This is a genomic window from Mycobacterium sp. NGS24 (assembly GCF_059813065.1).
Window position 1 is genome coordinate 195,499 of the sequence record NZ_JCALDW010000006.1, and the last position, 23,781, is coordinate 219,279.

Genomic DNA, 23,781 nt, shown 5'->3' on the forward strand with positions numbered 1-23,781 from the left:
AGCCGGGTGATACCCCGAGTGTTGCCTCAGGACCCAATAGTGTGTCTGGCTTGCTTGTTGTTGTGCACCCGAGTCCCGTCCACTACAGACGAGAACCCCTCACGGCTCGCACCCCATCAATTGGAGTGCTTTTCGTGGTGCTCCTTAGAAAGGAGGTGATCCAGCCGCACCTTCCGGTACGGCTACCTTGTTACGACTTCGTCCCAATCGCCGATCCCACCTTCGACAGCTCCCTCCCAAAGGGTTAGGCCACTGGCTTCGGGTGTTACCGACTTTCATGACGTGACGGGCGGTGTGTACAAGGCCCGGGAACGTATTCACCGCAGCGTTGCTGATCTGCGATTACTAGCGACTCCGACTTCACGGGGTCGAGTTGCAGACCCCGATCCGAACTGAGACCGGCTTTAAAAGGATTCGCTTAACCTCGCGGCATCGCAGCCCTTTGTACCGGCCATTGTAGCATGTGTGAAGCCCTGGACATAAGGGGCATGATGACTTGACGTCATCCCCACCTTCCTCCGAGTTGACCCCGGCAGTCTCTCACGAGTCCCCGGCATTACCCGCTGGCAACATGAGACAAGGGTTGCGCTCGTTGCGGGACTTAACCCAACATCTCACGACACGAGCTGACGACAGCCATGCACCACCTGCACACAGGCCACAAGGGAACCGACATCTCTGCCGGCGTCCTGTGCATGTCAAACCCAGGTAAGGTTCTTCGCGTTGCATCGAATTAATCCACATGCTCCGCCGCTTGTGCGGGCCCCCGTCAATTCCTTTGAGTTTTAGCCTTGCGGCCGTACTCCCCAGGCGGGGTACTTAATGCGTTAGCTACGGCACGGATCCCAAGGAAGGAAACCCACACCTAGTACCCACCGTTTACGGCGTGGACTACCAGGGTATCTAATCCTGTTCGCTCCCCACGCTTTCGCTCCTCAGCGTCAGTTACTGCCCAGAGACCCGCCTTCGCCACCGGTGTTCCTCCTGATATCTGCGCATTCCACCGCTACACCAGGAATTCCAGTCTCCCCTGCAGTACTCAAGTCTGCCCGTATCGCTCGCACGCTCACAGTTAAGCCGTGAGATTTCACGAACAACGCGACAAACCACCTACGAGCTCTTTACGCCCAGTAATTCCGGACAACGCTCGCACCCTACGTATTACCGCGGCTGCTGGCACGTAGTTGGCCGGTGCTTCTTCTCCACCTACCGTCAATCCGGGAAACCCCGAACCTTCGTCGATGGTGAAAGAGGTTTACAACCCGAAGGCCGTCATCCCCCACGCGGCGTCGCTGCATCAGGCTTGCGCCCATTGTGCAATATTCCCCACTGCTGCCTCCCGTAGGAGTCTGGGCCGTATCTCAGTCCCAGTGTGGCCGGACACCCTCTCAGGCCGGCTACCCGTCGTCGCCTTGGTAGGCCGTCACCCCACCAACAAGCTGATAGGCCGCGGGCCCATCCCACACCGCAAAAGCTTTCCACCACAGGACATGCATCCCGTGGTCCTATCCGGTATTAGACCCAGTTTCCCAGGCTTATCCCGATGTGCAGGGCAGATCACCCACGTGTTACTCACCCGTTCGCCACTCGAGTACCCCGAAGGGCCTTTCCGTTCGACTTGCATGTGTTAAGCACGCCGCCAGCGTTCGTCCTGAGCCAGGATCAAACTCTCCAAACAAAAACTCCTCGGAAACCGAGGTGAATTCACAATCAGAGAAAATCTGACCTAACAAAAAGACACCATGAACTGGCATCTGAAAAAACGACTACACCCACACACGGGGGGTGCGGAATGTAGTCAAAAAACAACAACAAACAAAAACACCAAACACACTATTGAGTTCTCAAACAACACTTTTTACTGCATGTTCTGCCCGATTCGGGGCAACCCTGCCAGCTTAATACACATCCGGCTGGAGAGTCAAGCCCTGGTTTCGATCATCTTTTGGGAGGTGATCTCGCCGTTGGGCGTGAACGTTGGCTACTGTACCCGCTCGATCTCTGCTCCCAAAATCGCCAGGTTCTCGACGAATAACGGGTAGCCGCGATCGATGTGAAACACGTCGTGGACCTCGGTATCCCCGTCTGCCACAAGGCCGGCCAGCACCAGGCCCGCGCCGGCCCGGATGTCCGAGCACCACACCGGAGCACTGGACAGTTGGGGCAGCCCGCGCACCACGGCGTGGTGCCCGTCGGTGCGGGCGTCCGCCCCGAGTCGGATCATCTCTTCGACGAACCGGAACCGCGCCTCGAAGACGTTCTCCGTGATCATCGAGGTGCCGTCGGCGATCGAGGCCAGCGCGATCGCCATCGGCTGCAGGTCGGTCGGGAAGCCGGGAAAGGGCAACGTCGCGACGTTGACCGCCTTCGGCCTCTCGTACTGCGCGATACGGAAACTGCTGTCGGTTTGGGTGACCGTCGCGCCCGCATCATGCAACTTGTGCAGCACCAACTGCAGATGGGACGGATCTATTCCCGTCACCGTGATGTCTCCGCGGGTCATCGCGGCGGCGATCCCCCAGGTGGCCGCCACGATCCGGTCACCGATGACTCGGTGCTCGGTCGGATGCAGCCGGGGCACCCCGGTGATGGTCATGGTCGGCGAACCGGCGCCTTCGACTTGCGCGCCCATCTGGTTCAACATCGTGCACAGGTCCACCACGTCGGGTTCGCGTGCCGCGTTGTGGATGGTGGTGACGCCTTCGGCCACCACAGCGGCCATCAGGATGTTCTCGGTCGCCCCGACCGAGGGAAATTCGAGCTGAATCTCCGCGCCCCGCAGCGTATCTGCTTGTGCGACAACACATCCGTGCTCGATGTTGCACTGCGCGCCGAGTTGGCGCAGGCCCGCCTGGTGCATGTCCAGGGGGCGCGACCCGATCGCGTCTCCGCCCGGCAGCGCGACTCTGGCCTTTTTGCATCGGCCCACCAGCGGTCCCAGCACGCAGACCGAGGCCCGGAACTGACGGACCGCCGCGAAGTCCGCGTCGTACTTCGGTTCGTCCGGTGAGGTGATCCGCGCGACGTCGCCGTCGAGTTCGACGGTGGCACCCAGGCCCCGCAACACCTCGGCCATCAGCGGCACGTCCAGGATGTCCGGGCAGTTGGTGATGGTGCTGGTGCCTTCGGCCAGCAGGGCGGCGGCCATCAGTTTGAGCACGCTGTTCTTGGCGCCTCCGACGGCGACTTCACCCGACAACCGGTTGCCGCCGGTCACCACGAATCGCTCCGCCACCGGGTCAGTCTAGTGAAGGGGTATGCCCCTTGTCAGTCGGCCGACCCGGCCAGCCCGGTACGGTTTGGCCCATGGCAGTCCATCTGACCCGCATATATACCCGCACCGGCGACGACGGCACGACGGGATTGAGCGATTTCTCACGGGTCGCCAAGACCGATGCGCGGCTGGTCGCCTACGCCGACTGTGACGAAGCCAACGCCGCGATCGGTGTCGCGGTGGCGGTGGGTGCGCCCGACCAGCAGCTGGGCGATGTGCTGCGGCAGATCCAGAACGACCTGTTCGACGCCGGCGCCGACCTGTCGACTCCGGTGGTGGACAACCCGAAGTATCCGCCGCTGCGCATCACCCAGGCCTACATCGACCGGCTCGAAAGTTGGTGCGACAGCTACAACGAGGGCCTGCCGGCCCTGAATTCCTTTGTGCTGCCGGGCGGTTCACCGCTGTCGGCGTTACTGCACGTCGCCCGGACGGTCGCCCGGCGCGCCGAGCGGTCGGCGTGGGCAGCGGTGAATGCTCATCCCGACGATGTCAGCGTCCTACCGGCGAAGTACCTGAACCGGCTCTCGGATCTGCTGTTCATCCTGTCGCGGGTGGCCAACCCGGGCGGCGACGTCCTATGGCGTCCGGGCGGCGGCCAGGGTGGCGAACAGCAGTAACGGCGTCGGCCAGGGTCAGGCGTCGCGGCGACGCGCACGCGGCGACGGCCGGGACTCCAGCCACGACTGAAATGCCGTCAAAGCACCTCTGTCCAAGGCGATTTCGTAACCCAGCCGTCGCTCCTGGGTAGTGTCGCGCAGCTCCAGCACCACGATCTCGTCGGACATGATGTCGAATTCGTCGCCGCGTGGGGCTCGTCGGGCAACCACTTCCACACCGCGTCTGCTCAACCGACGGTCCGGCCACAGCCGCAAACTGGACAACCGGTAGAACGCGGCTTCGCCACCGCGGTAACGGATCACCCCGTGGCGCCAACCGTGCCCGCCCGCTGCCGGGATGTCCCGCATGATGGCCGCGGTGCCGCCCTGACGCAGTTTCCACAGTCGGAAACTCAAAGCCAGGACGGCCGTCCCCAGCAAGACGACGAGCACGACCATGCCGACCATGGGCGCGCTCATCGTGTGGGTCAGTCGATCGCGCCGATGGCGCGCAATCTGGCGCGCCCCCTGGCGGCCGTTTGGGGATCGTCTGATTCCGAATCCTGTCTGGCGGCGCTCTCGTCGATGTCTTTCTCGAACTCCGCCGATTCGGCCAGGACGCTGACGCCGTCCTCGGTCACGGTCAGGAAGCCACCGTCCACCGCAATCCGCAGGTCGTCTTCGCCTTCCCGTTCCACCCGGACCATGGCGTCGTCGACCAGTTGCGCCACCAACGGAATGTGGTGCGGCAGGATGCCGATCTCGCCGACGGTGGTGCGGGTGAACAGGAACGTCGCCTCGCCCGACCAGATCTCTCGGTCGACAGCGACGATCTGAACGTTCAGATCCGCCATGTCACACCACCTTTCGAGTTGGCCGTTGCACGATCACAGCTTGACGTCGAACTTCTCGGCCTTCTTGGCCAGGTCCTCGAGTCCGCCGATCAGGAAGAAGGCCTGCTCGGGCACGTGGTCGAAATCGCCCTTGGTCAGCTTGTCGAAGGCCTCGATGGTCTCCTTCACCGGCACCGTCGAACCCGGCTGTCCGGTGAACTGCTCGGCAGCCATCATGTTCTGCGAGAGGAACCGCTCGATACGCCGGGCCCGGTTGACCAGCTGCTTGTCTTCCTCGGAGAGCTCGTCGACACCGAGGATGGCGATGATGTCCTGAAGGTCCTTGTAACGCTGCAGGATTCGGATCACTTCTTGGGCCACGCGGTAGTGCTCGTCGCCCACCACGCTGGGGTCCAGGATGGTCGAGCTGGAGGCCAGCGGGTCCACCGCCGGGAAGATGCCCTTGGAGAAGACCGAACGCGACAACTCCGTGGTGGCGTCCAGGTGGGCGAAGGTGGTCGCCGGCGCCGGGTCGGTGTAGTCGTCGGCGGGCACGTACACCGCCTGCATGGACGTGATGGACTTGCCTCGGGTCGAGGTGATGCGCTCCTGCAGCTCGCCCATTTCGTCAGCCAGGGTGGGCTGGTATCCCACCGCGGACGGCATCCGACCGAGCAGCGTGGACACCTCCGAACCGGCCTGGGTGAACCGGAAGATGTTGTCGATGAACAGCAACACGTCCTGACCGGCCTCGTCACGGAACCACTCGGCCATGGTGAGAGCGGACAGCGCCACCCGCATACGGGTGCCGGGCGGCTCGTCCATCTGACCGAACACCAGCGCGGTGTCCTTGAGGACGTCGGCTTCCTGGAGCTCGACCCACAGGTCGTTACCCTCGCGGGTCCGCTCCCCCACCCCGGCGAAAACCGAAGTGCCACCGAAGTTTCGGGCAATACGGTTGATCATCTCCTGGATCAGAACCGTCTTGCCCACGCCGGCACCGCCGAACAGTGCGATCTTGCCGCCGCGCACGTACGGGGTGAGCAGGTCGACCACTTTCAGGCCGGTCTCGAGCATCTCGGTGCGCGGTTCGAGGTCCTCGAAGGACGGTGGCTTGCGGTGAATCGACCAGTGGTCGAAGTCTTCTCCGTACCCCTCCTCGTCCAGGCAGACGCCGAGGGCGTTGAAGACGTGACCCTTGACTTCCTCACCGACCGGCACCGAGATCGACTTGCCGGTGTCGGTGACGTCGACGCCACGCACCAGGCCGTCGGTGGGTTGCATCGAAATGGTGCGCACCAGGTTGTCCCCCAGGTGCTGGGCCACCTCGAGGGTGAGCGTCTTCTTCATCGCCTCGTACTCGATGTCGGCGTGCAGCGCGTTGAAGAGCTCCGGGACCGAACCGCGCGGGAATTCGACGTCGACCACAGGACCGGTGATCCGGACCACGCGTCCGTTGGTGTCGGAGCCGCCCGACTTGGTGTCGTTCTTTTCGTCTGTTGCGGTCATAACTTCTATCGCTTCCTCGTGGGGGCTTACTTGGCGGCGTCGGCGAGCGCGTTTGCGCCACCGACGATTTCGCTGATCTCTTGGGTGATCTGGGCCTGCCGCTCGCGGTTCGCCTGCAGCGTCAGGTCCTTGATCAGGTCGTCGGCATTGTCGGTGGCCGACTTCATCGCACGTTGTCGCGAAGCGAGCTCGGAGGCCGCCGATTCCAGCAGCGCCGCGTACACCCGAGTGGTCAGGTACCGCGGCAGCAGCGCGTCGAACAGCGTCGTGGCGTCGGGCTCGAAGGTGTACAGCGTGTGCGGTTCGTCGTCGTCATCTTCGACGTATTCCACCACCAACGGCGCAATCCGGTGTGCCGCAGCCTGTTGCGACATCATCGACTTGAATTCCGAATAGACGATGTGCAATTCGTCGACGCCTTGCACGTCACTGTCGATGTCGGAATCGTCGTCGTCACCGGCGCCTTTCATGAAGGCGTCCACCAGCGTGTCGCCGATCTCGGCGGCATTCTCGTACTGCGGCTGCTCGGAGAAGCCCGTCCAGGACGCCTTGATGTCCCAGTTGCGGAACGAGTAGTAGTTCTGCGCTTTCCGGCCGACCGTGTACAGGATCGGCTCCTTGCCTTCTTCCCGGAGCAGCGAGAACAGTTCCTCGGAGCGACGGAAGATGCTGGAGTTGTAGGCGCCGCACAGTCCGCGGTCCGACGACAACACCAACACGCCGGCCCGCTTCGGGTTCTCCCGCTCGACCAACAGCGGGTGGTCCAGCGCGGCTTCGGCGGACAGCGTGAGCAGCGTCGTGGTGATCTGGAACGCATAGGGCCGTGCGGCCTGCAGCCGGGTCTGCGCCTTGCCGATGCGCGACGTGGCGATCAGTTCCTGGGCCTTGGTGATCTTCTTGATCGACCCGGCCGAGCGGATCCGGCCACGTAGTTCACGAAGAGTGGCAGCCATGGCTAGCTACTTCTCGTTCTTCTTGGCGCTCTTCTTGGAGTCCTTCTTCTCATCCTTCGGCTTTTCCTTCCGGACCTTCACCGACTCCTTCTCGACGTCGTCCTCGTCCATGGCCTCGACGTGCTCGTCGGGCACCACCGACTCGCCGCTGCTGGCCGCGAAACCCTTCTTGAACTTGTTGATGATGCTGGTGAGCTTCTCTTCTTCGTCGTCCCCGAACTTCCCGCTCGAACGGATGGTCTCGAGGAACGACTCCTCCGAAGCCCGCATGTGGTCCAGCAACTCGGCCTCGAACCGCTTCACGTCCTCCACCGGCACGGAGTCGAGTTGACCGCCGGTGCCCAGGAAGATCGAAACCACCTGCTGCTCAACGGGCATCGGCTCGTACTGCGGTTGCTTGAGCAACTCCACCAGGCGCTCGCCACGGGCCAGCTGCTTCTTCGAGGTGTCGTCGAGGTCTGAGGCGAAGGCCGCGAAGGATTCCAGCTCGCGGTACTGCGACAGATCCAGACGCAACGACCCGGCCACCTCTTTCATGGCCTTGATCTGCGCCGCGCCACCGACGCGGGACACCGAGGATCCGACGTTGATGGCCGGGCGCACACCCTGGTTGAACAGGTCGGACTCCAGGAAGCACTGACCGTCGGTGATCGAGATGACGTTGGTGGGAATGTAGGCCGAGATGTCGTTGGCCTTGGTCTCGATGACCGGCAGCGCGGTCAGCGAACCCCCACCGAGATCGTCGGAGAGCTTCGCGCAGCGTTCGAGCAGCCGGGAGTGCAGGTAAAACACGTCACCCGGGAACGCCTCGCGGCCGGGCGGACGACGCAGCAGCAGCGAGATGGCACGGTAGGCGTCGGCGTGCTTGGTCAGGTCGTCGAACACGATCAGCACGTGTTTGCCGGCGTACATCCAGTGCTGCGCGATCGCCGAACCCGTGTACGGGGCAAGCCATTTGAAGCCGGCGGATTCGGAGGCCGGGGCCGCGACGATGGTGGTGTAATCCATCGCCCCACCCTCTTCGAGGGCCTTGTGCACCGCGGCGATGGTGGTGCCCTTCTGCCCGATCGCCACGTACACGCAGCGAACCTGCTGCTTGTCGTCGTCGGTCTCCCAGTTCTTGCGCTGGTTGAGAATCGTGTCGACGCACACCGCGGTCTTGCCGGTCTTGCGGTCGCCGATGATGAGCTGACGCTGTCCGCGACCGATGGGGGTCATCGCGTCGATGGCCTTGATGCCGGTCTGAAGCGGTTCCTTCACCCCCTGCCGCTGCACCACCGAAGGCGCCTGCAGCTCGAGGGCACGCCGATCGTCGGTCTCGATCTCGCCGCCGCCGTCGATGGGATGTCCGAGGGGGTTGACAACGCGGCCCAGGAAAGCGTCGCCGACCGGAACCGACAGCACCTCACCGGTGCGCTTTACCTGCTGGCCCTCTTGGATCCGGTCGAAGTCACCCAGCACCACCGCACCGATCTCGTGCTCGTCGAGGTTCAGCGCGACGCCGAGGACGCCACCCTCGAACTCGAGGAGTTCCTGGGTCATCGTGGACGGCAATCCCTCGACGTGGGCGATACCGTCGCCGGCGTCGACCACGGTGCCGACTTCCTCCCGGGACGTGTCGGACGTAAAGGAACTTACGTACTCCTCGATTGCGCTCTGAATGTCATCAGCGGAGATTGTCAAGTCGGCCATAGCTTTTCGTCTTCCTCGTTCGGGTTCTGCTGGCTAGTTCGTGGTTTCGGTCAGGCTTGGCGGTCAGTCGGGGAGCTGAGCTTCGGCGGCTGCCAGACGAGACTTGAGCGTGCCGTCGATCACCTCGTCGCCGACGGTGATCAACAGTCCGCCGAGCAACCCGGAATCGGTCTGGACCTGTGCGGCCACCGGATGTCCGTAGATGCGGCCGAGTATCTCGACCAGGCGTTCGTGCTGGGCGTCGGTGAGCTCGGCCGCGGCACTGACTTTCGCAACCAATTCGCCGCGGCGCGCCACTGCCACCTCGGCCAGGAACAGCACCGCCTCGTCGGCCGGCTTGCCCCTCAGCAACTCGATGGTGTGCGAGAGCAGCGCGATGGTGACGGGGTTGACGCTGCCGCTGGCGCCGTCAAGCACCTTGCGCAGCAGGTCGACCCGGCCTTCGACCGGCGTGCGCTGATCACTGAGCGTGATGGCCAGCCGGGGTTGGGTGTCCAGGATCCGGGAGAACCGGAACAGCTGGTCTTCGACTTCGTCGATGTTGTCGTCGTTTTCGGCGACGGCCAGCAACGCCTGCCGGGATACATGCTGAATCGCGTCGATGAGATCGCCGTTGGCCGACCACCGTTCCGACACCGCGGTGCGCAGCAGTTCCAGCGTGGGATCGCCCACCTTGCCGTCGAACAGGCGCTCGACCAGCTTGACCCGCGGCGTCGAATCTTCCGATGGCACAGTCAGATACCGGGTGACGACGACTTCGCTGTCGAGCACCTTGGCGACCGAGACGAGCTCGTCGGCCAGCGTCGTCAGACCCTCCGTGTCGAGGTCCTCAGCCAGCGAGTCGAACTTCTCCACCGAGTTTTTCAGTGCCAACCGGCTCGCCGACCGCATCTTGGCCGCCACCGGGGACTCGACGTCGGCCGGCTCAGGAGCCATGTCGTCGAGTTCGTCGAGGAAGCGGTCGACGGTGGCCGACTGTTGTTCCTTGTCGGCGACGAACGTGCGCACCAGTTCCCCGGCCTGGCGCACCGATTCGTGGCCGAGTTCGAAACGGAGCTGCCGGATCAGCTGCGCCCGCAGCACCCCGATCTGACGCGTGCCCTGCGCTCTGACGCGCTCGGCGTCGGACTCGGCCTGCGCCTGCAACTGTTCGGCGATGCGCGCGGAGTCGGCCTTGGCCTCTTCGATGAGACGTTCGGACTCGTCCTTGGCGGATTCCACGGCCCTGCTGTGCGCCCGTTCGGACCGCTCGACCCGCTCGGCCGCCTCTTTGGCGTCCGCGAGTTGCTGACGCACCATCTCTTGTCGAGCGGTCATCATCCGGCGCACCGGGGGCACGACGTACCGCCAGACCAGCAGCACGATGACCGCGAATCCGACCAGCTGACCGATAAATGTCTCCATAGGGTGGCTACCTACTAGTCGCTTCCGAAGTCGTCGCGGTGGGGGTGACGTCGACGCCGAGGATCCGGCTGGCCAGCGTGGCCGACATGGCGCTGATGTTGGCGCGCAGGTCCAACTCCACGGCGTCGCGTTCCCGCTTCAGTTGCTCGTTGGCCTTGGCGAGGGTGTCCGCCACGTCCCGGTCCGCCTCGGCCCGCGCCTCCTCGATGACCTTGCGGCCTTCGTTGCGCGCGTCGTCGCGGTAGGAGCCCGCTTTGACCCGGGCTTCCTTCAAGGCTTCCTCGTAGTCGGCCTCCGCAGCGGCGAACTGCTCCGACGACTTCTTGTTGTCGGACTGCGTCTTGGCGACCATGGCGTCGCGTTCCCTGAGCACCTTCAGGATCGGCGGCACGACCCAGGTGCTGATCACCCCCAGCACCACCAGGAAGATGGCCAGCACGAAGAAGAACGTGCCGTTGGGGATGAGGAAGTTCTTTTGGCCTTCTGCTACGAGGTCGACAGCCGAAGCAAGAAGGCGCCCATCGCCTTCAGGACCCATCACAGCGGATTACTGGGCACCCGGAGTGGCGAAGACGAACAGCGCCATGAACGCCAGGTTGATGAAGTAGGCCGCTTCGACCAGACCGACGGTGATGAAGAACGGCGTGAACAGCCGTCCCTGCGCCTCGGGCTGGCGGGCAACACCGGCGATCAGTGCGTTACCGGCGATACCGTCACCGATACCCGCGCCGATCGCGCCGCCGGCCATGATGAGTCCGCCGCCGATGAGAGCGCCTTGAAGAATTTCGGGAGCTGCTGGCATTTCTTATCCTCCTTGATAACTGGTAGCGGTCTACCAGGATTTTTCTAGTGGTGGTCTTCGTCGAGTTCCATCGACTGGCTGAAGTACAAGACGGTCAGCAGCGCGAAGATGAAGGCCTGGATCGCGCCGACGAACAAGTCGAATGATTTCCAGATCGCATTCGGCAGCCACAAGATGTAGGGCGGGAACATTGCGATCAGCCCGACCAGGATGCCGCCGGCGAAGATGTTGCCGAACAGACGCAGCGACAGCGAGATCGGCTTGGCCAGTTCTTCGACGATGTTGATCGGCGCCAGGATGGCGACGTGGCCCTTGACCACCTTCATCGGGTGTCCGATGATGCCGCGCCGCCAGATGCCGGCCGCGTGGTAGCAGACGAATACGAACAGGGCCAGCGCCAGTACGTAGTTGATGTCCGCCGCTGCCGAGGAGAGAAATTCGCTTGTCTTGCCGGTCTTTTCGTCCTTGTACTGCAACGGCAGGACCGACAGCCAGTTGGAAATCAGGATGAATACGAAGATGGTCACCGCGAGCGGCAGCACAAAGGGTGCGATGCGCATCCCGATGGCACTTTCGACCTGGTTGCGCATCTGAATGGTGACGGCTTCGAAGAACAGTTGCACGCCGCCCGGCACGTCCGACGAAGTGACCTTCGATTTCAGCCAGAAGGCCAGCGCGAGCACGATCACCGCGGCGATGGCGGTGGAATAGATCGTGTCAGTGTTGACCGTGAGACCGAACCAGGTGGCCTCGTGGTGTTCGCCGACCTCGATTTTGGCGGCAGCAAGGATCGACTCATTCATCGCCGGCTGCTCTCCCTTCCGTCCCCTCCGAACCGGTCAATACCCCGTTTTCCGGAATTTGCGACCCACCGGCCCGCAGTTTCTTCCAGACCGGGAGTGCTGTCGACAACACCAGTAACACCTGGAACAGCGCCAGGCCGAACACCACGCCCAGACCCTGCGGCCGGAACACGTACGCGATGATCAACGCCAGGATGGTGATCACCGCGACGCGCGAGGCGGAATTGAGTGCCATCGAGCTCTTCAAGGGGTGTTCGCGCGCGGTGATCGACTCCACCGAATGCCGGACCAGCAGAGCGTTGAGCAAACCCAACAGCAACCCGACACCGAATAACACCCCGATCATCGGGTGGCCGGCGTAACCGGCGACGGCCGTCACGACCGCGGTCAGCACCAGGCTGATGACGAACAGACGGACGGGTCGGAAAGCAACAGCGGGAAACACCAACGGCGCGTCCTGCGCTGGTGTCGTCACTGCAGCACCTCAATCCCAGATTGTTAGAGCGTGAACCACATCACCTACTGATCGGTGGCCCGCCGAGCGTATCGCAACGGTCATGCTGGAATTACCCAAGGGGTAGCTCCCTGTATCGGTCATCGGTCGGCCCACTGGAAAACGGCTCCGACGGGCCGGTGGTGCGGTAGCCCGCGAGGTTCATTTCGGGGCTCTACCAGGACCGTATCACAAGTCAGCGGTAACTACTACCAACTGTCGTAGTTCCCCGTCAGTCTTCGTCCCAGTAGTCGTCGCGCCGCCGCAGCAACGGAATCGCGGTCGCGATGCCGGCGAACACGATCGCGCCCAACATCACCGCAGCGGTGTGGCGCGGGTCGAAGAAGATCGTGCTGGCCGCGCCGAACGCCACGATCCCCACCCATAAGTAGATGAGCAGGACCACCCGCCGGTGCGAGTGACCGATCTGCAGGAGCCGATGATGCAGGTGCATCTTGTCCGGGGTGAAAGCGCTGCGACCCGCCCGGGTACGACGGACGATCGCCAACAGCAGGTCCAGCATCGGCACGAACATGACGGCCACCACCAGCAGGAACGGCGACAGCAGAGCAAACACATCGCGGGCGCCGTAAGCGTTCTGCGAGATCGGGCCGGCCGCCGTGGTGGACGCCGCGGCGAGCATCAAGCCGATCAGCATCGATCCGGAATCGCCCATGAAGATCCGGGCCCGGTGGAAGTTGTGCGGCAGAAAGCCCAGACAGGCACCGGCCAGGACCACCGAGATCACCGCCGGTGGGTAATAGAGGACATCGCCGCCGTGGTCCCGCAGCAGTCCCACCGAGAACACGCAGATCGCCAGCGCGGTGATCAGACCCAGGCCGGCGGCCAACCCGTCCAGCCCGTCGACGAAGTTCATCGCGTTGACGATCGACACCGTCAGCGCCAGCGTGAGCAGGATGGACGACGCCTGGTCCAGCACGATCGTCCCGACCCCGCCGACCGGGATGTAGAGCACGCTCCAGGCCACCCCCATGGTGACCATGACGCTGGCCGCGGTGATCTGGCCGGCGAATTTGGTCAGCGCATCCAGGCCCCATCGGTCGTCGATCAACCCGATGCCCATGATCGCCGCACCGGCCACCAGCACGGCGGGCATGCCGGTGGAATAGACAAAGCCGCGGGTCAGCGCCGGCAGTTGCGAGGCCAGGAACACCGCGGCGACCACGCCGAGGAACATCGCCAGCCCGCCCATCCGGGGGGTCGGGGTCACGTGCACGTCGCGCTCCCGCGGGTAGGCCACCGCACCCAGCCGGGTGGCCAGCACACGCACCGGTCCGGTCGCGAAATACGTGATGATCGCCGCGGTGAGTCCCACGAGCGCGAGCTCGCGCAGCGGGACGCCGGCACTGCGCGGTGAAAGGGCGAACAAACCACCGGCAAGGCTGGCTACGTCGCTGGACACCACGAGACCGTACGTCACCAACCTGAGTGCCTCACGTGCGCTACGCGGTCAGGCTCGCCGCGTCCACCCCCAGCACCTCCGCGATGCGCTGGGTGCTGATCGGTCCCTCGCGCAGGATGCGCGGGCTGTTGCCGCTCAGGTCGAGGATCGTGGAGGCGGCTTGGCGCGCGGCCGGCCCGCCGTCGAGGTAGACGTCGACCAGATCGCCGAGTTGGCGGCGCGCTTCCGCGGCGTCGACGGCGGCGGGCTGGCCCGAGATATTGGCGCTGGACACCGCCATCGGCCCCACCTCGCGCAGCAGCTCGATCGCGACGGGATGCAACGGCATCCGCAGCATCACCGTCCCGTACGCATCGCCGAGATCCCACTGCAGCGACGGCGCTTGGGTGACCACCAGACTCAGTGCCCCCGGCCAGAACGCGCGAACCAGGTCGCGCGCGCCGTCGGGCATCCCGTACACCAAACCCTCGATCGTGTGCCAGGAGCCAACCAGGACACCCACCGGCATATCGCGGCCCCGACCCTTGGCTGCGAGCAGCGCGTCCACCGCCTCGCGGTCGAAGGCATCTGCCCCGATGCCGTAGACGGTGTCGGTCGGCATCACCACGAGTCGGCCGGCTTTGAGCGCCCCGACCGCGGCTGTGAGTCCGCGGGCGCGCCGGTCGGGGTCGGCGCAATCGAAGACGTCAGTCATGCTGCCTCCTGCGGGCCGTCACGAACCGGGGCCGCCCGGCCAGGTCGTTGCGAGCCACGATGTCGTCGAAAAGGCCTGTGCGATGGACACATTCAACCGTCAGGGCCGACGTGGTGTCGTCATGCTCCATCGCGAACAGGCCACCGGGACGCAGCCACCGGCCGGCCAGTCCGGCGACGGCAGGGATCAGCGCCATACCGTCCGGGCCGCCGAACACTGCGTGCGGCGGATCGTGCTGGGTCACTTCCGGATCCAGCACAGCCGCGTCGGGAACATACGGCGGGTTGGCCACCATCAGGTCCACCCGCGCGTCGAGTTCGGTGAGCAGACCGGGAGTGCCGACGTCGGCCAGCACCCATTGCACGTCCGCGGAGTTGCGGCGCGCATAGCTCAGGGCGATCTCGGAATCGTCGATGCCGACAACCCGGGCGTCCGGGCGGTGCCGGGCCAGGGCGACGGCCAGTGCCCCCGACCCGGTGCACCCGTCGACGATCAGCGGCTGGGCCGAAAGTGGTTGCGCCATAGCCCATTCCAACATCGCTTCGGTCTCCGGACGCGGGATGAACACACCCGGGCCGACGTGCAGCAGCACCGGTCCGAACGCGGCTGTCCCGAGCAGATGCTGCAACGGCACCCGGTGCGCACGCATCGCGACCACCTCGCGATAACGCCCGAAGAAGTCCGCGTCAGGGGCATCGAGCAAGGCCAACCGGCCGCGGTCGGTACCGGCCACGTGCGCGGCGAGTTGCTCGGCATCCCAACGCGCGGAATCGATTCCCGCTTCGGCCAACAGCGCCGCGGCGGAGTTGATCGCGTTGCGCAAAATCATGTCGCCTGTTGCAGCCGGGACTGTTTGTCGGCTTCGCTGAGCGCATCGAACAGTGCGTCGAGGTCGCCGTCGAGCACCTGGTCCAGATTGTGCGATTTGAAACCGATCCGGTGATCGGTGATCCGGTTCTCGGGGAAGTTGTAGGTGCGGATGCGTTCGCTGCGGTCCACCGTGCGGATCTGGCTCGCGCGGTCGGCTGAGGCGTCGGCGAGTGCCTGCTCCTCGGCCAGCACCTGCAGCCGTGCGGCCAGCACCTGCAGCGCGCGGGTCTTGTTCTGCAGCTGGGAACGCTCGTTCTGGCAGGTGACGACGATCCCGGTGGGCAGGTGAGTGATGCGCACCGCGGAGTCGGTGGTGTTGACTCCCTGCCCGCCCTTGCCTGAAGACCGGTAGACGTCGATGCGCAGGTCAGACTCGTCGATCTGCACTTCTCCGACTTCCTCGGGCTCGGGATAGACCAGCACGCCGGCCGCCGAAGTATGCACCCGCCCTTGCGATTCGGTCACCGGCACCCGCTGCACGCGGTGCACGCCGCCCTCGAACTTCAGCCGCGACCACACCCCGTCGGCGCTGTCGCCCTTGCTGGCGATGGCCAGCGTCGCGTCCTTGTAGCCGCCCAGATCCGAGGTGGTCTCCCCCAGCACCGTGACCGTCCAGCCATGCCGTTCGGCGTAGCGGATGTACATCCTGGCCAGGTCTGCGGCGAACAGCGCCGATTCCTCGCCGCCTTCACCGGATTTCACCTCGAGCACGATGTCGTCGGCGTCGTGCGGGTCGCGCGGCGCCAGCATGTCGGTGAGTTGGGTGTCCAGCTCGGCGACCCGGGCCTCCAGTTCGGGGACCTCGTCGGCGAACGACGCGTCGTCCGCGGCCAACTCGCGTGCGGTCTCGAGATCTTCGCGCGCCGACACCAACTTGCGGTGGGTCGCGACGATCGGGGCCAACCGGGCGAATCGGCGGCCCACTTTGCGCGCCTCGTCGGCTTTGCTGTGCAGTTCGGGGTCGGCGAGCGCCTGTTCGAGCTCCGCGTGCTCGGCGAGCAGGACGTCGATCGTCTGCACCGGCTGCGTCATCTCACCTCCCTGTCGCGGGCTTTACCCCAAACGCGAACCGACGCCCGGCCTGTGCCGATAGTGCACAGGTTACGGGCGTCGGTGATCCAGCTACTTGTCGCCGGTCTCGGTCTTGGTGCGCTTGCCGTACCGCTTCTCGAAGCGGGCCACGCGGCCACCGCTGTCGAGGATCTTCTGCTTGCCGGTGTAGAACGGGTGGCATTGCGAGCAGACCTCGGCGACGATGCGGCCGCCCGGCTTGGTGCTGCGGGTAGTGAAGGAATTCCCGCAACCACACACGACGGTGGTTTCTTCGTAGGCGGGATGGATGTCAGTTTTCATGCTGTCCTCTTCGATCGTCGGCCGCGGCCATTATGCCAGGTCAACCACTATCACCCCAAAACAACCAGGTGCGCGTGGGCATTCCCGGTGCGCTAGTCGTTGTCCATGCCGCCCGGTGTCGTCTTGGACACCTGGACCAGGAATTCGTAGTTGGTCTTCGTCTTGCGCAGCTGCGACATCAGCAGGTCGATGGCCTGGTGGGAATCCAGACCGGACAGCACCCGGCGCAGTTTGTGCACGATCGCGAACTCGTCGGGTGACAACAGCAGCTCGTCCTTGCGGGTGCCCGACGGGTTCACGTCGACCGCGGGGAACACCCGACGCTCGGAGATCTTGCGGTCCAGCTTGAGCTCCGCGTTACCGGTGCCCTTGAATTCCTCGAAGATGACCGTGTCACCGGTCGAGCCGGTCTCCACCATCGCGGTGGCGATGATCGTCAGCGATCCGCCGCCCTCGATGTTGCGGGCGGCTCCCAGGAAGCGCTTCGGCGGGTACAACGCGGTGGAGTCGACACCACCGGACAGGATCCGGCCGGACGCGGGCGAGGCGTTGTTGTACGCGCGGCCCAGCCGGGTGATGGAGTCGAGCAGTACCACGACGTCTTTGCCCTGTTCGACGAGGCGCTTGGCCCGCTCGATCGCCAGCTCCGCGACCGCGGTGTGGTCGGTGGGCGGCCGGTCGAACGTCGAGGCGATGACCTCGCCCTTGACCGAGCGGGTCATGTCGGTGACCTCTTCGGGCCGCTCGTCGACCAGCACGACCATCAGGTGGCATTCCGGGTTGTTGCGGGTGATCGCGTTGGCGATGTCCTGCAGGATCGTCGTCTTACCGGCCTTGGGCGGTGACACGATCAGCGCGCGCTGGCCCTTGCCGATCGGCATGATCAGGTCGATCACGCGCGTAGTCAACCGATCCGGAGTCGTTTCCAGACGCAGTCGCTGGTTGGGGTACAACGGCGTCAGCTTGCTGAAGTCGGGTCGCTTCTTGGCGTCTTCGATCGAGCCGCCGTTAATGGTGTCCAGCCGCACCAGCGGGTTGAACTTCTGCCGCGGGTTCTTGTCGCCGCCTTCACCCTCGCGGGCCACCCGGACGGCACCGGTGACCGCGTCGCCGCGCCGCAGGCCGTTCTTACGGACCATGTTCATCGAGACGTAGACGTCGTGCGGTCCGGCCAGGTAGCCGGAGGTGCGCACGAACGCGTAGTTGTCCAGCACGTCGAGGATGCCGGCTACCGGCTGGACGACGTCGTCTTCGCGCAGTTCGGTTTCGGTGCCACCGTCGCCCGTCCGCTCACCGCGGCGCCTGCGGTCGCGGAACCGGCGGCCCCGGCGACCCTGCCGGTCGCCGTCGTCGTCCTGCTGATTGGAGTTCTGGTTCGAGTTCTGGTTCGAGCCGCCGCGCTGCTGACCGCCGCCGCCCTGCTGGTCGCCGCTCTGGTCGTTGCCCGAGTCCGCGGAACGCTCATCGTTCTTGGCTGACTTCTGGTCACGCCGTTGGTTGGCGGTGTCGTCAGCACTGTCCTTGGCGTCGGCCGCACCGGATTCCCGGGAAGCACCGCGACGCTCCCGGCGCGGGGCGTCGTTCTTCTGGTTGTCCTGAGCAGCGCCGTCGGCGGGCGGTGCGTCCTGGGCGGGTGCGCTCTGCGCGGCGGCCTCCGGCGGCCGTTCGCTCTGTGCGTCCTGCTGCGGCGGTGCGTCGGCCTTATCGGCCGCTGCCGGCGCCGTGTTCTCTGCTGCTGCTGGAGCCTTCTCGCCGTCCGCCTGCGCCGTAGCCTTGCCCGACGCGCCGTTGGCCCGTCCGCGGCTTTCCTGGATCGCGGCGATCAGCTCGCTCTTGCGCATCCCCGAGGTGCCCTTGACTCCGGCCTGGTTGGCCAGGGCCCGCAATTCGGGCAGCACCATGGTGGCCAACGAACCCGCCGGCGCGTTACTTTTCGCGCTCGGGACGTCGGTCTTGACGTCGGAGCCGGCGGGAGAGTCTGTGGTCACGGCGTTCGACAGCTTCTCGCCGTCGGTGCTTTCGCCAGCCGTGATGAGGTCCGTATCAGTCACGGATTTCCTTTCTTGCCCCGCTGATCAGGTCAAACGGGGGTTCCTGCATGGACGAATATTCAGGCAAAATGCCGAGGGCGCCCAATCATCGACTCTGAAACGGTGATCGCCTGGGCGACGAAACTGCGAACCTCGTCTGCGAGAAGAATTGGTGTTGTCTTAGCGTCAAGGCAGTCTATGCAGATGCAGATGCTGCGATTGCTGGACGGCTCCGAGAATAACCCGCTTCCTGACGGGAAGCAAGAAACCTCGCCGCCACCCTGTGGATCATCCTGCGGCGGCAACCCCCGGCCGCCAGCGAACTCCCTCGCCCGGCGTCATCTTCTTGATGGCGAATCCGTTCGCATTCCCGTATTCCACTGCTTCACCTGGCAACTCCGGGTCCGTGCCGACCATGATCAGCGACGGCCCGGCCCCGGAAAGCGTTGTCGCAACATTAAGACGCCGCAGGAGCCGCAAATATTCCGCCGACGACGGCATCGCCGCAGCGCGTTGCGGTTGATGCAGAACATCTGCGGTGGCAGCCATCAGCAGATCGGGTCGTTCGGTGAGGGCGACCACCAGCAGCGCAGCGCGACTGATGTTGAATCGTGCATCCGCATGACTGACCTGCGCGGGTAGCAGCACGCGCGTTTCCGCCGTCAACGATCGCTCGTCGGGAATCGCGGCGAACAACTGGATGTCGGGATGCAGGTGCAGCGGGACTGCGGAGTAGACCGGCTGACCACCGTGGTGATCCACCCAGGAAACCACCGCGCCGCCCAGCACAGCGGCCGCAGCATTGTCCGGGTGACCCTCGAACTCCGAAGCCAGTTGAATCAGCTGGGCTTCGCTCAGCGGCACTGAATCCGTCTGCGCGACAAGACCATTCGCCGCGGCAAGGCCGCCCACCACGGCTGCCGCCGAGGAGCCCAGACCGCGGGAGTGCGGAATGTCGTTGCGGCAGCGCACCAACAGACCGGCGGCCCGCACATCCGCCGCCTGCAGACCGCGCTGGATCGCCCGCACCACCAGATGCTCGGGGCCCAGCGGCACTTGTCCGGCGCCTTCACCCTCGACTATGACGACCAAGCCGGAATCCGTTGTCTGTACTGCGACCTCGTCACACAGCTGCAGCGCCATTCCGAGGCTGTCGAAGCCCGGGCCGAGGTTGGCGCTGGACGCCGAGACCACGGCAGTGGCGGCCAGGCCGGCGGGCAGCGACTGAGTCACCGTGTCACGGCCGTCCGGTAGCGCCCCGCTGCGCTGGCGAACGCAACTTAACCGAGGCCTAGTTGTTCGACCACCAGCACCGGATCGACCGGCAGCGCAGCGACTTCCGGCATACCTTTGAGTGCGGTGTCGGGATCCTTGAGACCGTTACCGGTCACCGTGCACACCACCGTCGAGCCGCGCTGCACGAAGCCGTCCTCGACGGATTTGAGCAGACCGGCGATGCTGGCCGCCGACGCCGGTTCGACGAAGACCCCTTCCAGGCTGGCCACCAACCGGTATGCGGCCAGGATCTCGTCGTCGGTGGCCGCCAGGAACCGGCCGTTGGACTGCTGCTGGGCCTCGACGGCGGCCGTCCAGGAGGCGGGTGCGCCGATACGGATCGCGGTGGCGATGGTCTCCGGATTCTTCACCGGTTCGCCGTGCACCAGCGGCGCGGCGCCGGCGGCCTGGGTGCCCAGCATCCGGGGCAGCTTGTCGATCAGCCCGTCGCGGTGATATTCGCTGTAACCCTTCCAGTACGCGGTGATATTGCCGGCATTGCCGACGGGGAGCGCGTGCACGTCCGGGGCGAAGCCGAGGGCGTCGACGATTTCGAACGCCGCCGTCTTCTGGCCTTCGATGCGGACCGGGTTGACCGAATTGACCAGCGAGATCGTCGGGAAGTCGGCGGTCATCTTGCGGGCCAGTTCCAGGCAGTCGTCGAAGTTGCCGTCGATCTGGATGATCTTGGCGCCATGCATAACCGCCTGGGCCAGCTTGCCCATCGCGATCTTGCCCTGCGGAATCAACACCGCGCAGGTGATGCCGGCCCGGGCGGCGTACGCCGCGGCCGAGGCCGAGGTGTTTCCGGTCGATGCGCACAACACCGCCTGCTGCCCGCGGGCCAGAGCGTCGGTGACGGCCATCGTCATGCCCCGGTCCTTGAAGGAACCGGTGGGGTTGAGTCCCTCTACCTTCAGATGAATTGTGCAACCGGTCTTTTCGGACAGCCGCGGCGCGGGGATCAGCGGCGTGCCACCCTCGAACAGGGTGACCGGGGTCCAGTCGTCACCCACCGGCAGCCGGTCCCGATATGCCGCGATCAGACCCAGCCAGGGCTGGTGCACGGCGGTCTTCGGGGCACTCATAGATCGGTTCCTTCCAGTCGCAGCACGCTCGCCACACCCAACACCACGTCCAGGTCGGCAAGAGCGTCAACGGTTTCCGCCAGAGCGGCGTCGGTTGCCTGGTGTGTCACCACCACGATGCGGGCGCCGACCCGTTGGCCGCCTTCGCCGGTCACGCCTTCCTGCCGGACCTCGGCGATGCTCACCTCGCGTTTGGCGAATTCCGCTGCCACCGCTGACAACACGCCCGGCTTGTCCGCGACGTTCATGCTCACGTAGTAGCGGGTCTCGATGAAACCCATCGGCGCGACCGGGAGTTGCGCATACTTGGACTCGCGCGGACCGCGACTGCCGAGCACCCGGTTACGCGCAGCCATCACCAGGTCACCGGTGACCGCCGACGCGGTCGGGGCACCGCCGGCGCCCTGCCCGTAGAACATCAGCCGACCGGCCGCCTTTGCCTCCACGACTACCGCGTTGAAGGCGCCGTTGACCGAAGCGAGCGGATGCGACAGCGGCACCAACGCCGGATACACCCGGGCCGAAACGCGTTGTTGGCCTTCGTCGGTGGTGATGCGCTCGCAGATGGACAGCAGTTTGATGGTGCAGCCCAAGGATTTCGCGGACTCGAAGTCGGCCGGAGTGATGTTGGTGATGCCCTCGCGGTACACATCGTCGCCGGTCACCCGGGTGTGGAAAGCGATGGATGCCAGGATCGCGGCTTTGGCGGCGGCGTCGTAACCCTCGACGTCGGCGGTCGGGTCGGCCTCGGCGTAGCCGAGCGCACTGGCATCGGCCAGCGCCTGTTCGTAATCGGCTCCGGTGCTGCCCATCTCGGAAAGGATGTAGTTGGTGGTGCCGTTGACGATGCCGGCGACCCGCAACACGGTGTCCCCCGCCAATGACTGGGTGAGCGGGCGGATCACCGGGATTGCGCCGGCTACCGCGGCCTCGAAATAGAGGTCGACGACGGCGTTTTCGGCCGCCTTGGCCAACTCGCCGGTGTAGGTGGAGAGCAGGGCCTTATTAGCGGTGACCACGGACTTGCCGTGCTCGATTGCCGCCAGGATCGCCTTGCGGGCCGGTTCGACCGGTCCCATCACCTCGACCACGATGTCCACGTCGTCGCGCGAAACGAGTTCCTCGATGTCGTCGGTCAGCAGTTCGATCGGCACCCCGCGGTCCGCCGCCACCCGCCGCACCCCGACGCCGCGCAGCACCAACGGTGCGCCGATGCGACCCGCCAGATCCTCGGCGCTCTCCTCGATGATGCGCACGACCTCGCTGCCGACCACACCCAACCCGAGTACCGCTACGCCGACGGCCTTTTCGTCCTTGACGTTATCGGGCACGGTCACCTCACCTCCAGACTCAACAGATCGTCGACCGTTTCGCGGCGCAGGATCAACCGGGACTGTCCCTCGCGCACGGCCACCACGGCGGGACGGCCCACCATGTTGTAACGGCTCGACAGTGAATAGCAGTAGGCGCCGGTCGCGGCCACCGCGACCAGATCGCCGGGCCGGATGTCATCGGGCACCCAGGTATCGCGCACGATGATGTCGCCGCTCTCGCAATGCTTTCCGACGAGGCGGGCCTGCGCGGCGGGGGCGTCGGACAGGCGCGAAACCAACCGTACGTCGTACTGCGCGTCGTAGAGCGCGGTGCGGATGTTGTCGCTCATACCGCCGTCGACGCTGACGTAGCGCCGGTTCGCAGTCGAGCTGACGTCGACATCCTTGACGGTGCCCACCTCATACAGCGTGATCGTGCCCGGCCCGGCGATGGCACGGCCGGGTTCGACCACCAGCCTGGGTGTGGGCAACCCGACGGCAGCCGACTCGTTGCCCACGATCACGCTCAGCTTGGCCGCCAGATCGGCGATCGGCGGTGGATCGTCGGACGGCTGGTACGAAATGCCAAGGCCGCCACCGAGGTCGATGGTGGACACCTGCGAGGTCTTGTCGACCCCGAATTCGGCGACGATTTCCCGCAGCAGGCCGATCACCCGGTGTGCGGCGATCTCGAAGCCCGCGACGTCGAAGATCTGCGACCCGATGTGGCTGTGCAAACCGACCATTCGCAGGTGGTCGGTGGCGAAGACCCTCCGGACCGCGGCCATCGCCGCACCACTGGCCACCGACAGCCCGAACTTCTGGTCTTCGTGTGCGGTGGAGATGAATTCGTGGGTGTGCGCCTCCACACCGACGGTGAGACGCACCAGTACGTCCTGCACGATGCCCGCCTCGCCGGCGATGGCGTCGAGTCGCTCGATCTCGGTCATCGAATCCAACACGATGTGGCCGACACCGGATTTCACCGCGGTAGTCAGTTCGGCCACCGATTTGTTGTTGCCGTGCAACGTGATTCGCTCGGGCGGGAAGTTGGCGTGCAGGGCCACGGCCAGTTCTCCGCCCGTGCACACGTCCAGACACAGGCCCTCTTCGCCGATCCAGCGGGCGATCTCGCTGCACAGGAACGCTTTGGCGGCGTAGTGCACGTTGGCTCCGCCGCCGAAGGCCGCGGCGGTCTCGCGGCAGCGCGATCGGAAGTCGTCCTCGTCGACGACGAACAGCGGCGTGCCGTACTGCTCAGCCAGGTCGGTGACCGTCACCCCGGCTATCGCGGCCACCCCGCTCTCATCACGAGAGGTACTGCGCGGCCACACGTTCGGCGCCAACCGCAATAGTTCTTCGGCAGACTGCGG

Annotated in this window: 22 protein-coding genes and 1 rRNA gene; 1 reads left to right on the forward strand and 22 read right to left on the reverse strand. The window is 65.1% G+C overall.

Annotated elements, in window-relative coordinates; translation table 11 throughout:
• Positions 1-148: 148 nt before the first annotated feature.
• Both AC5Y6Y_RS11235 and murA read right to left on the reverse strand, forming a co-directional pair.
• A 16S ribosomal RNA gene (locus tag AC5Y6Y_RS11235) occupies positions 149-1,678 on the reverse strand.
• 303 nt (positions 1,679-1,981) lie between these two features.
• Positions 1,982-3,235, reverse strand: a complete 1,254-nt coding sequence (gene murA / locus AC5Y6Y_RS11240; RefSeq protein WP_463826609.1) for a UDP-N-acetylglucosamine 1-carboxyvinyltransferase — start codon at positions 3,233-3,235, stop codon at positions 1,982-1,984.
• 71 nt (positions 3,236-3,306) lie between these two features.
• Here murA and AC5Y6Y_RS11245 point away from each other — a divergent pair, with 71 nt between their 5' ends.
• Complete coding sequence (locus AC5Y6Y_RS11245; protein WP_463826610.1) at positions 3,307-3,894, forward strand: cob(I)yrinic acid a,c-diamide adenosyltransferase; 588 nt, start codon at positions 3,307-3,309, stop codon at positions 3,892-3,894.
• A 15-nt stretch (positions 3,895-3,909) separates the two neighbouring features.
• On the opposite strand, the gene AC5Y6Y_RS11250 is transcribed toward AC5Y6Y_RS11245, so the two are convergent.
• From AC5Y6Y_RS11250 to lysA, 20 genes are all read right to left on the reverse strand, one after another.
• Complete coding sequence (locus AC5Y6Y_RS11250; protein ID WP_463826611.1) at positions 3,910-4,353, reverse strand: DUF2550 domain-containing protein; 444 nt, start codon at positions 4,351-4,353, stop codon at positions 3,910-3,912.
• An 8-nt stretch (positions 4,354-4,361) separates the two neighbouring features.
• Complete coding sequence (locus tag AC5Y6Y_RS11255) at positions 4,362-4,727, reverse strand: F0F1 ATP synthase subunit epsilon (protein ID WP_463826612.1); 366 nt, start codon at positions 4,725-4,727, stop codon at positions 4,362-4,364.
• A 33-nt stretch (positions 4,728-4,760) separates the two neighbouring features.
• Positions 4,761-6,215: a F0F1 ATP synthase subunit beta gene (gene atpD / locus AC5Y6Y_RS11260; protein ID WP_463826613.1), complete on the reverse strand. Its 1,455-nt coding sequence runs from the start codon at positions 6,213-6,215 to the stop codon at positions 4,761-4,763.
• A gap of 26 nt (positions 6,216-6,241) precedes the next feature.
• Positions 6,242-7,168: a F0F1 ATP synthase subunit gamma gene (locus AC5Y6Y_RS11265; RefSeq protein ID WP_463826614.1), complete on the reverse strand. Its 927-nt coding sequence runs from the start codon at positions 7,166-7,168 to the stop codon at positions 6,242-6,244.
• A 6-nt stretch (positions 7,169-7,174) separates the two neighbouring features.
• Positions 7,175-8,860 carry a F0F1 ATP synthase subunit alpha gene (gene atpA, locus AC5Y6Y_RS11270; RefSeq protein ID WP_463826615.1) on the reverse strand — a complete coding sequence of 562 codons (1,686 nt, stop codon included), beginning with the start codon at positions 8,858-8,860 and terminating at the stop codon, positions 7,175-7,177.
• A 63-nt stretch (positions 8,861-8,923) separates the two neighbouring features.
• Complete coding sequence (locus tag AC5Y6Y_RS11275; protein ID WP_499930058.1) at positions 8,924-10,264, reverse strand: F0F1 ATP synthase subunit B/delta; 1,341 nt, start codon at positions 10,262-10,264, stop codon at positions 8,924-8,926.
• 7 nt (positions 10,265-10,271) lie between these two features.
• A complete protein-coding gene (locus AC5Y6Y_RS11280; protein WP_499930059.1) occupies positions 10,272-10,802 on the reverse strand; it encodes a F0F1 ATP synthase subunit B in 531 nt (176 codons plus the stop codon).
• 9 nt (positions 10,803-10,811) lie between these two features.
• Positions 10,812-11,066, reverse strand: coding sequence for a F0F1 ATP synthase subunit C (locus AC5Y6Y_RS11285; RefSeq protein WP_463826618.1), 255 nt, complete (start codon positions 11,064-11,066; stop codon positions 10,812-10,814).
• A gap of 44 nt (positions 11,067-11,110) precedes the next feature.
• On the reverse strand, positions 11,111-11,869 hold the full coding sequence (gene atpB / locus AC5Y6Y_RS11290) for a F0F1 ATP synthase subunit A (protein ID WP_463826619.1): 759 nt from the start codon (positions 11,867-11,869) through the stop codon (positions 11,111-11,113).
• Positions 11,862-12,344, reverse strand: coding sequence for an ATP synthase subunit I (locus tag AC5Y6Y_RS11295; RefSeq protein WP_463826620.1), 483 nt, complete (start codon positions 12,342-12,344; stop codon positions 11,862-11,864). Before AC5Y6Y_RS11295 ends, atpB begins: the two co-directional genes overlap by 8 nt.
• A gap of 250 nt (positions 12,345-12,594) precedes the next feature.
• Positions 12,595-13,803 (reverse strand): glycosyltransferase family 4 protein, encoded by a 1,209-nt coding sequence (locus tag AC5Y6Y_RS11300; RefSeq protein WP_463826621.1) that lies wholly within the window; start codon positions 13,801-13,803, stop codon positions 12,595-12,597.
• A 22-nt stretch (positions 13,804-13,825) separates the two neighbouring features.
• The gene (locus AC5Y6Y_RS11305; RefSeq protein ID WP_499926627.1) at positions 13,826-14,479 is read right to left on the reverse strand and encodes an L-threonylcarbamoyladenylate synthase; all 654 of its coding nucleotides are present in this window, start codon (positions 14,477-14,479) and stop codon (positions 13,826-13,828) included.
• Positions 14,472-15,308 carry a N5-glutamine methyltransferase family protein gene (locus tag AC5Y6Y_RS11310; protein ID WP_499930060.1) on the reverse strand — a complete coding sequence of 279 codons (837 nt, stop codon included), beginning with the start codon at positions 15,306-15,308 and terminating at the stop codon, positions 14,472-14,474. The genes AC5Y6Y_RS11305 and AC5Y6Y_RS11310 overlap by 8 nt, the downstream gene beginning before the upstream one ends.
• Positions 15,305-16,381 (reverse strand): peptide chain release factor 1, encoded by a 1,077-nt coding sequence (gene prfA, locus AC5Y6Y_RS11315; RefSeq protein WP_499926624.1) that lies wholly within the window; start codon positions 16,379-16,381, stop codon positions 15,305-15,307. The genes AC5Y6Y_RS11310 and prfA overlap by 4 nt, the downstream gene beginning before the upstream one ends.
• Positions 16,382-16,471: 90 nt before the next feature.
• Complete coding sequence (gene rpmE / locus AC5Y6Y_RS11320) at positions 16,472-16,702, reverse strand: 50S ribosomal protein L31 (protein ID WP_463826625.1); 231 nt, start codon at positions 16,700-16,702, stop codon at positions 16,472-16,474.
• Positions 16,703-16,794: 92 nt separating this feature from the next.
• Entirely contained in the window at positions 16,795-18,753 is a 1,959-nt protein-coding gene (gene rho, locus AC5Y6Y_RS11325; RefSeq protein WP_499930061.1) for a transcription termination factor Rho, read from the reverse strand.
• 267 nt (positions 18,754-19,020) lie between these two features.
• A complete protein-coding gene (gene thrB, locus AC5Y6Y_RS11330) occupies positions 19,021-19,965 on the reverse strand; it encodes a homoserine kinase (protein ID WP_463826627.1) in 945 nt (314 codons plus the stop codon).
• Between the two features lie 47 nt (positions 19,966-20,012).
• The gene (gene thrC / locus AC5Y6Y_RS11335; RefSeq protein ID WP_463826628.1) at positions 20,013-21,095 is read right to left on the reverse strand and encodes a threonine synthase; all 1,083 of its coding nucleotides are present in this window, start codon (positions 21,093-21,095) and stop codon (positions 20,013-20,015) included.
• Positions 21,092-22,426, reverse strand: coding sequence for a homoserine dehydrogenase (locus AC5Y6Y_RS11340; protein WP_499930086.1), 1,335 nt, complete (start codon positions 22,424-22,426; stop codon positions 21,092-21,094). Before AC5Y6Y_RS11340 ends, thrC begins: the two co-directional genes overlap by 4 nt.
• Positions 22,427-22,428: 2 nt before the next feature.
• Positions 22,429-23,760: a diaminopimelate decarboxylase gene (lysA, locus tag AC5Y6Y_RS11345; protein ID WP_499926737.1), complete on the reverse strand. Its 1,332-nt coding sequence runs from the start codon at positions 23,758-23,760 to the stop codon at positions 22,429-22,431.
• Between the last annotated feature and the right edge of the window lie 21 nt (positions 23,761-23,781).

Excerpts from the sequence above, each read along its gene's own strand:
- atpA (WP_463826615.1), bottom strand. The coding sequence starts at position 8,860 with ATGGCCGACTTGACAATCTCCGCTGATGACATTCAGAGCGCAATCGAG.
- atpB (WP_463826619.1), bottom strand. The coding sequence starts at position 11,869 with ATGAATGAGTCGATCCTTGCTGCCGCCAAAATCGAGGTCGGCGAACAC.
- AC5Y6Y_RS11265 (WP_463826614.1), bottom strand. The coding sequence starts at position 7,168 with ATGGCTGCCACTCTTCGTGAACTACGTGGCCGGATCCGCTCGGCCGGG.
- AC5Y6Y_RS11305 (WP_499926627.1), bottom strand. The coding sequence starts at position 14,479 with ATGACTGACGTCTTCGATTGCGCCGACCCCGACCGGCGCGCCCGCGGA.
- rpmE (WP_463826625.1), bottom strand. The coding sequence starts at position 16,702 with ATGAAAACTGACATCCATCCCGCCTACGAAGAAACCACCGTCGTGTGT.
- AC5Y6Y_RS11280 (WP_499930059.1), bottom strand. The coding sequence starts at position 10,802 with ATGGGTCCTGAAGGCGATGGGCGCCTTCTTGCTTCGGCTGTCGACCTC.
- AC5Y6Y_RS11310 (WP_499930060.1), bottom strand. The coding sequence starts at position 15,308 with ATGATTTTGCGCAACGCGATCAACTCCGCCGCGGCGCTGTTGGCCGAA.
- AC5Y6Y_RS11275 (WP_499930058.1), bottom strand. The coding sequence starts at position 10,264 with ATGGAGACATTTATCGGTCAGCTGGTCGGATTCGCGGTCATCGTGCTG.
- AC5Y6Y_RS11285 (WP_463826618.1), bottom strand. The coding sequence starts at position 11,066 with ATGCCAGCAGCTCCCGAAATTCTTCAAGGCGCTCTCATCGGCGGCGGA.
- thrC (WP_463826628.1), bottom strand. The coding sequence starts at position 21,095 with ATGAGTGCCCCGAAGACCGCCGTGCACCAGCCCTGGCTGGGTCTGATC.
- AC5Y6Y_RS11255 (WP_463826612.1), bottom strand. The coding sequence starts at position 4,727 with ATGGCGGATCTGAACGTTCAGATCGTCGCTGTCGACCGAGAGATCTGG.
- AC5Y6Y_RS11250 (WP_463826611.1), bottom strand. The coding sequence starts at position 4,353 with ATGAGCGCGCCCATGGTCGGCATGGTCGTGCTCGTCGTCTTGCTGGGG.
- prfA (WP_499926624.1), bottom strand. The coding sequence starts at position 16,381 with ATGACGCAGCCGGTGCAGACGATCGACGTCCTGCTCGCCGAGCACGCG.
- atpD (WP_463826613.1), bottom strand. The coding sequence starts at position 6,215 with ATGACCGCAACAGACGAAAAGAACGACACCAAGTCGGGCGGCTCCGAC.
- AC5Y6Y_RS11245 (WP_463826610.1), top strand. The coding sequence starts at position 3,307 with ATGGCAGTCCATCTGACCCGCATATATACCCGCACCGGCGACGACGGC.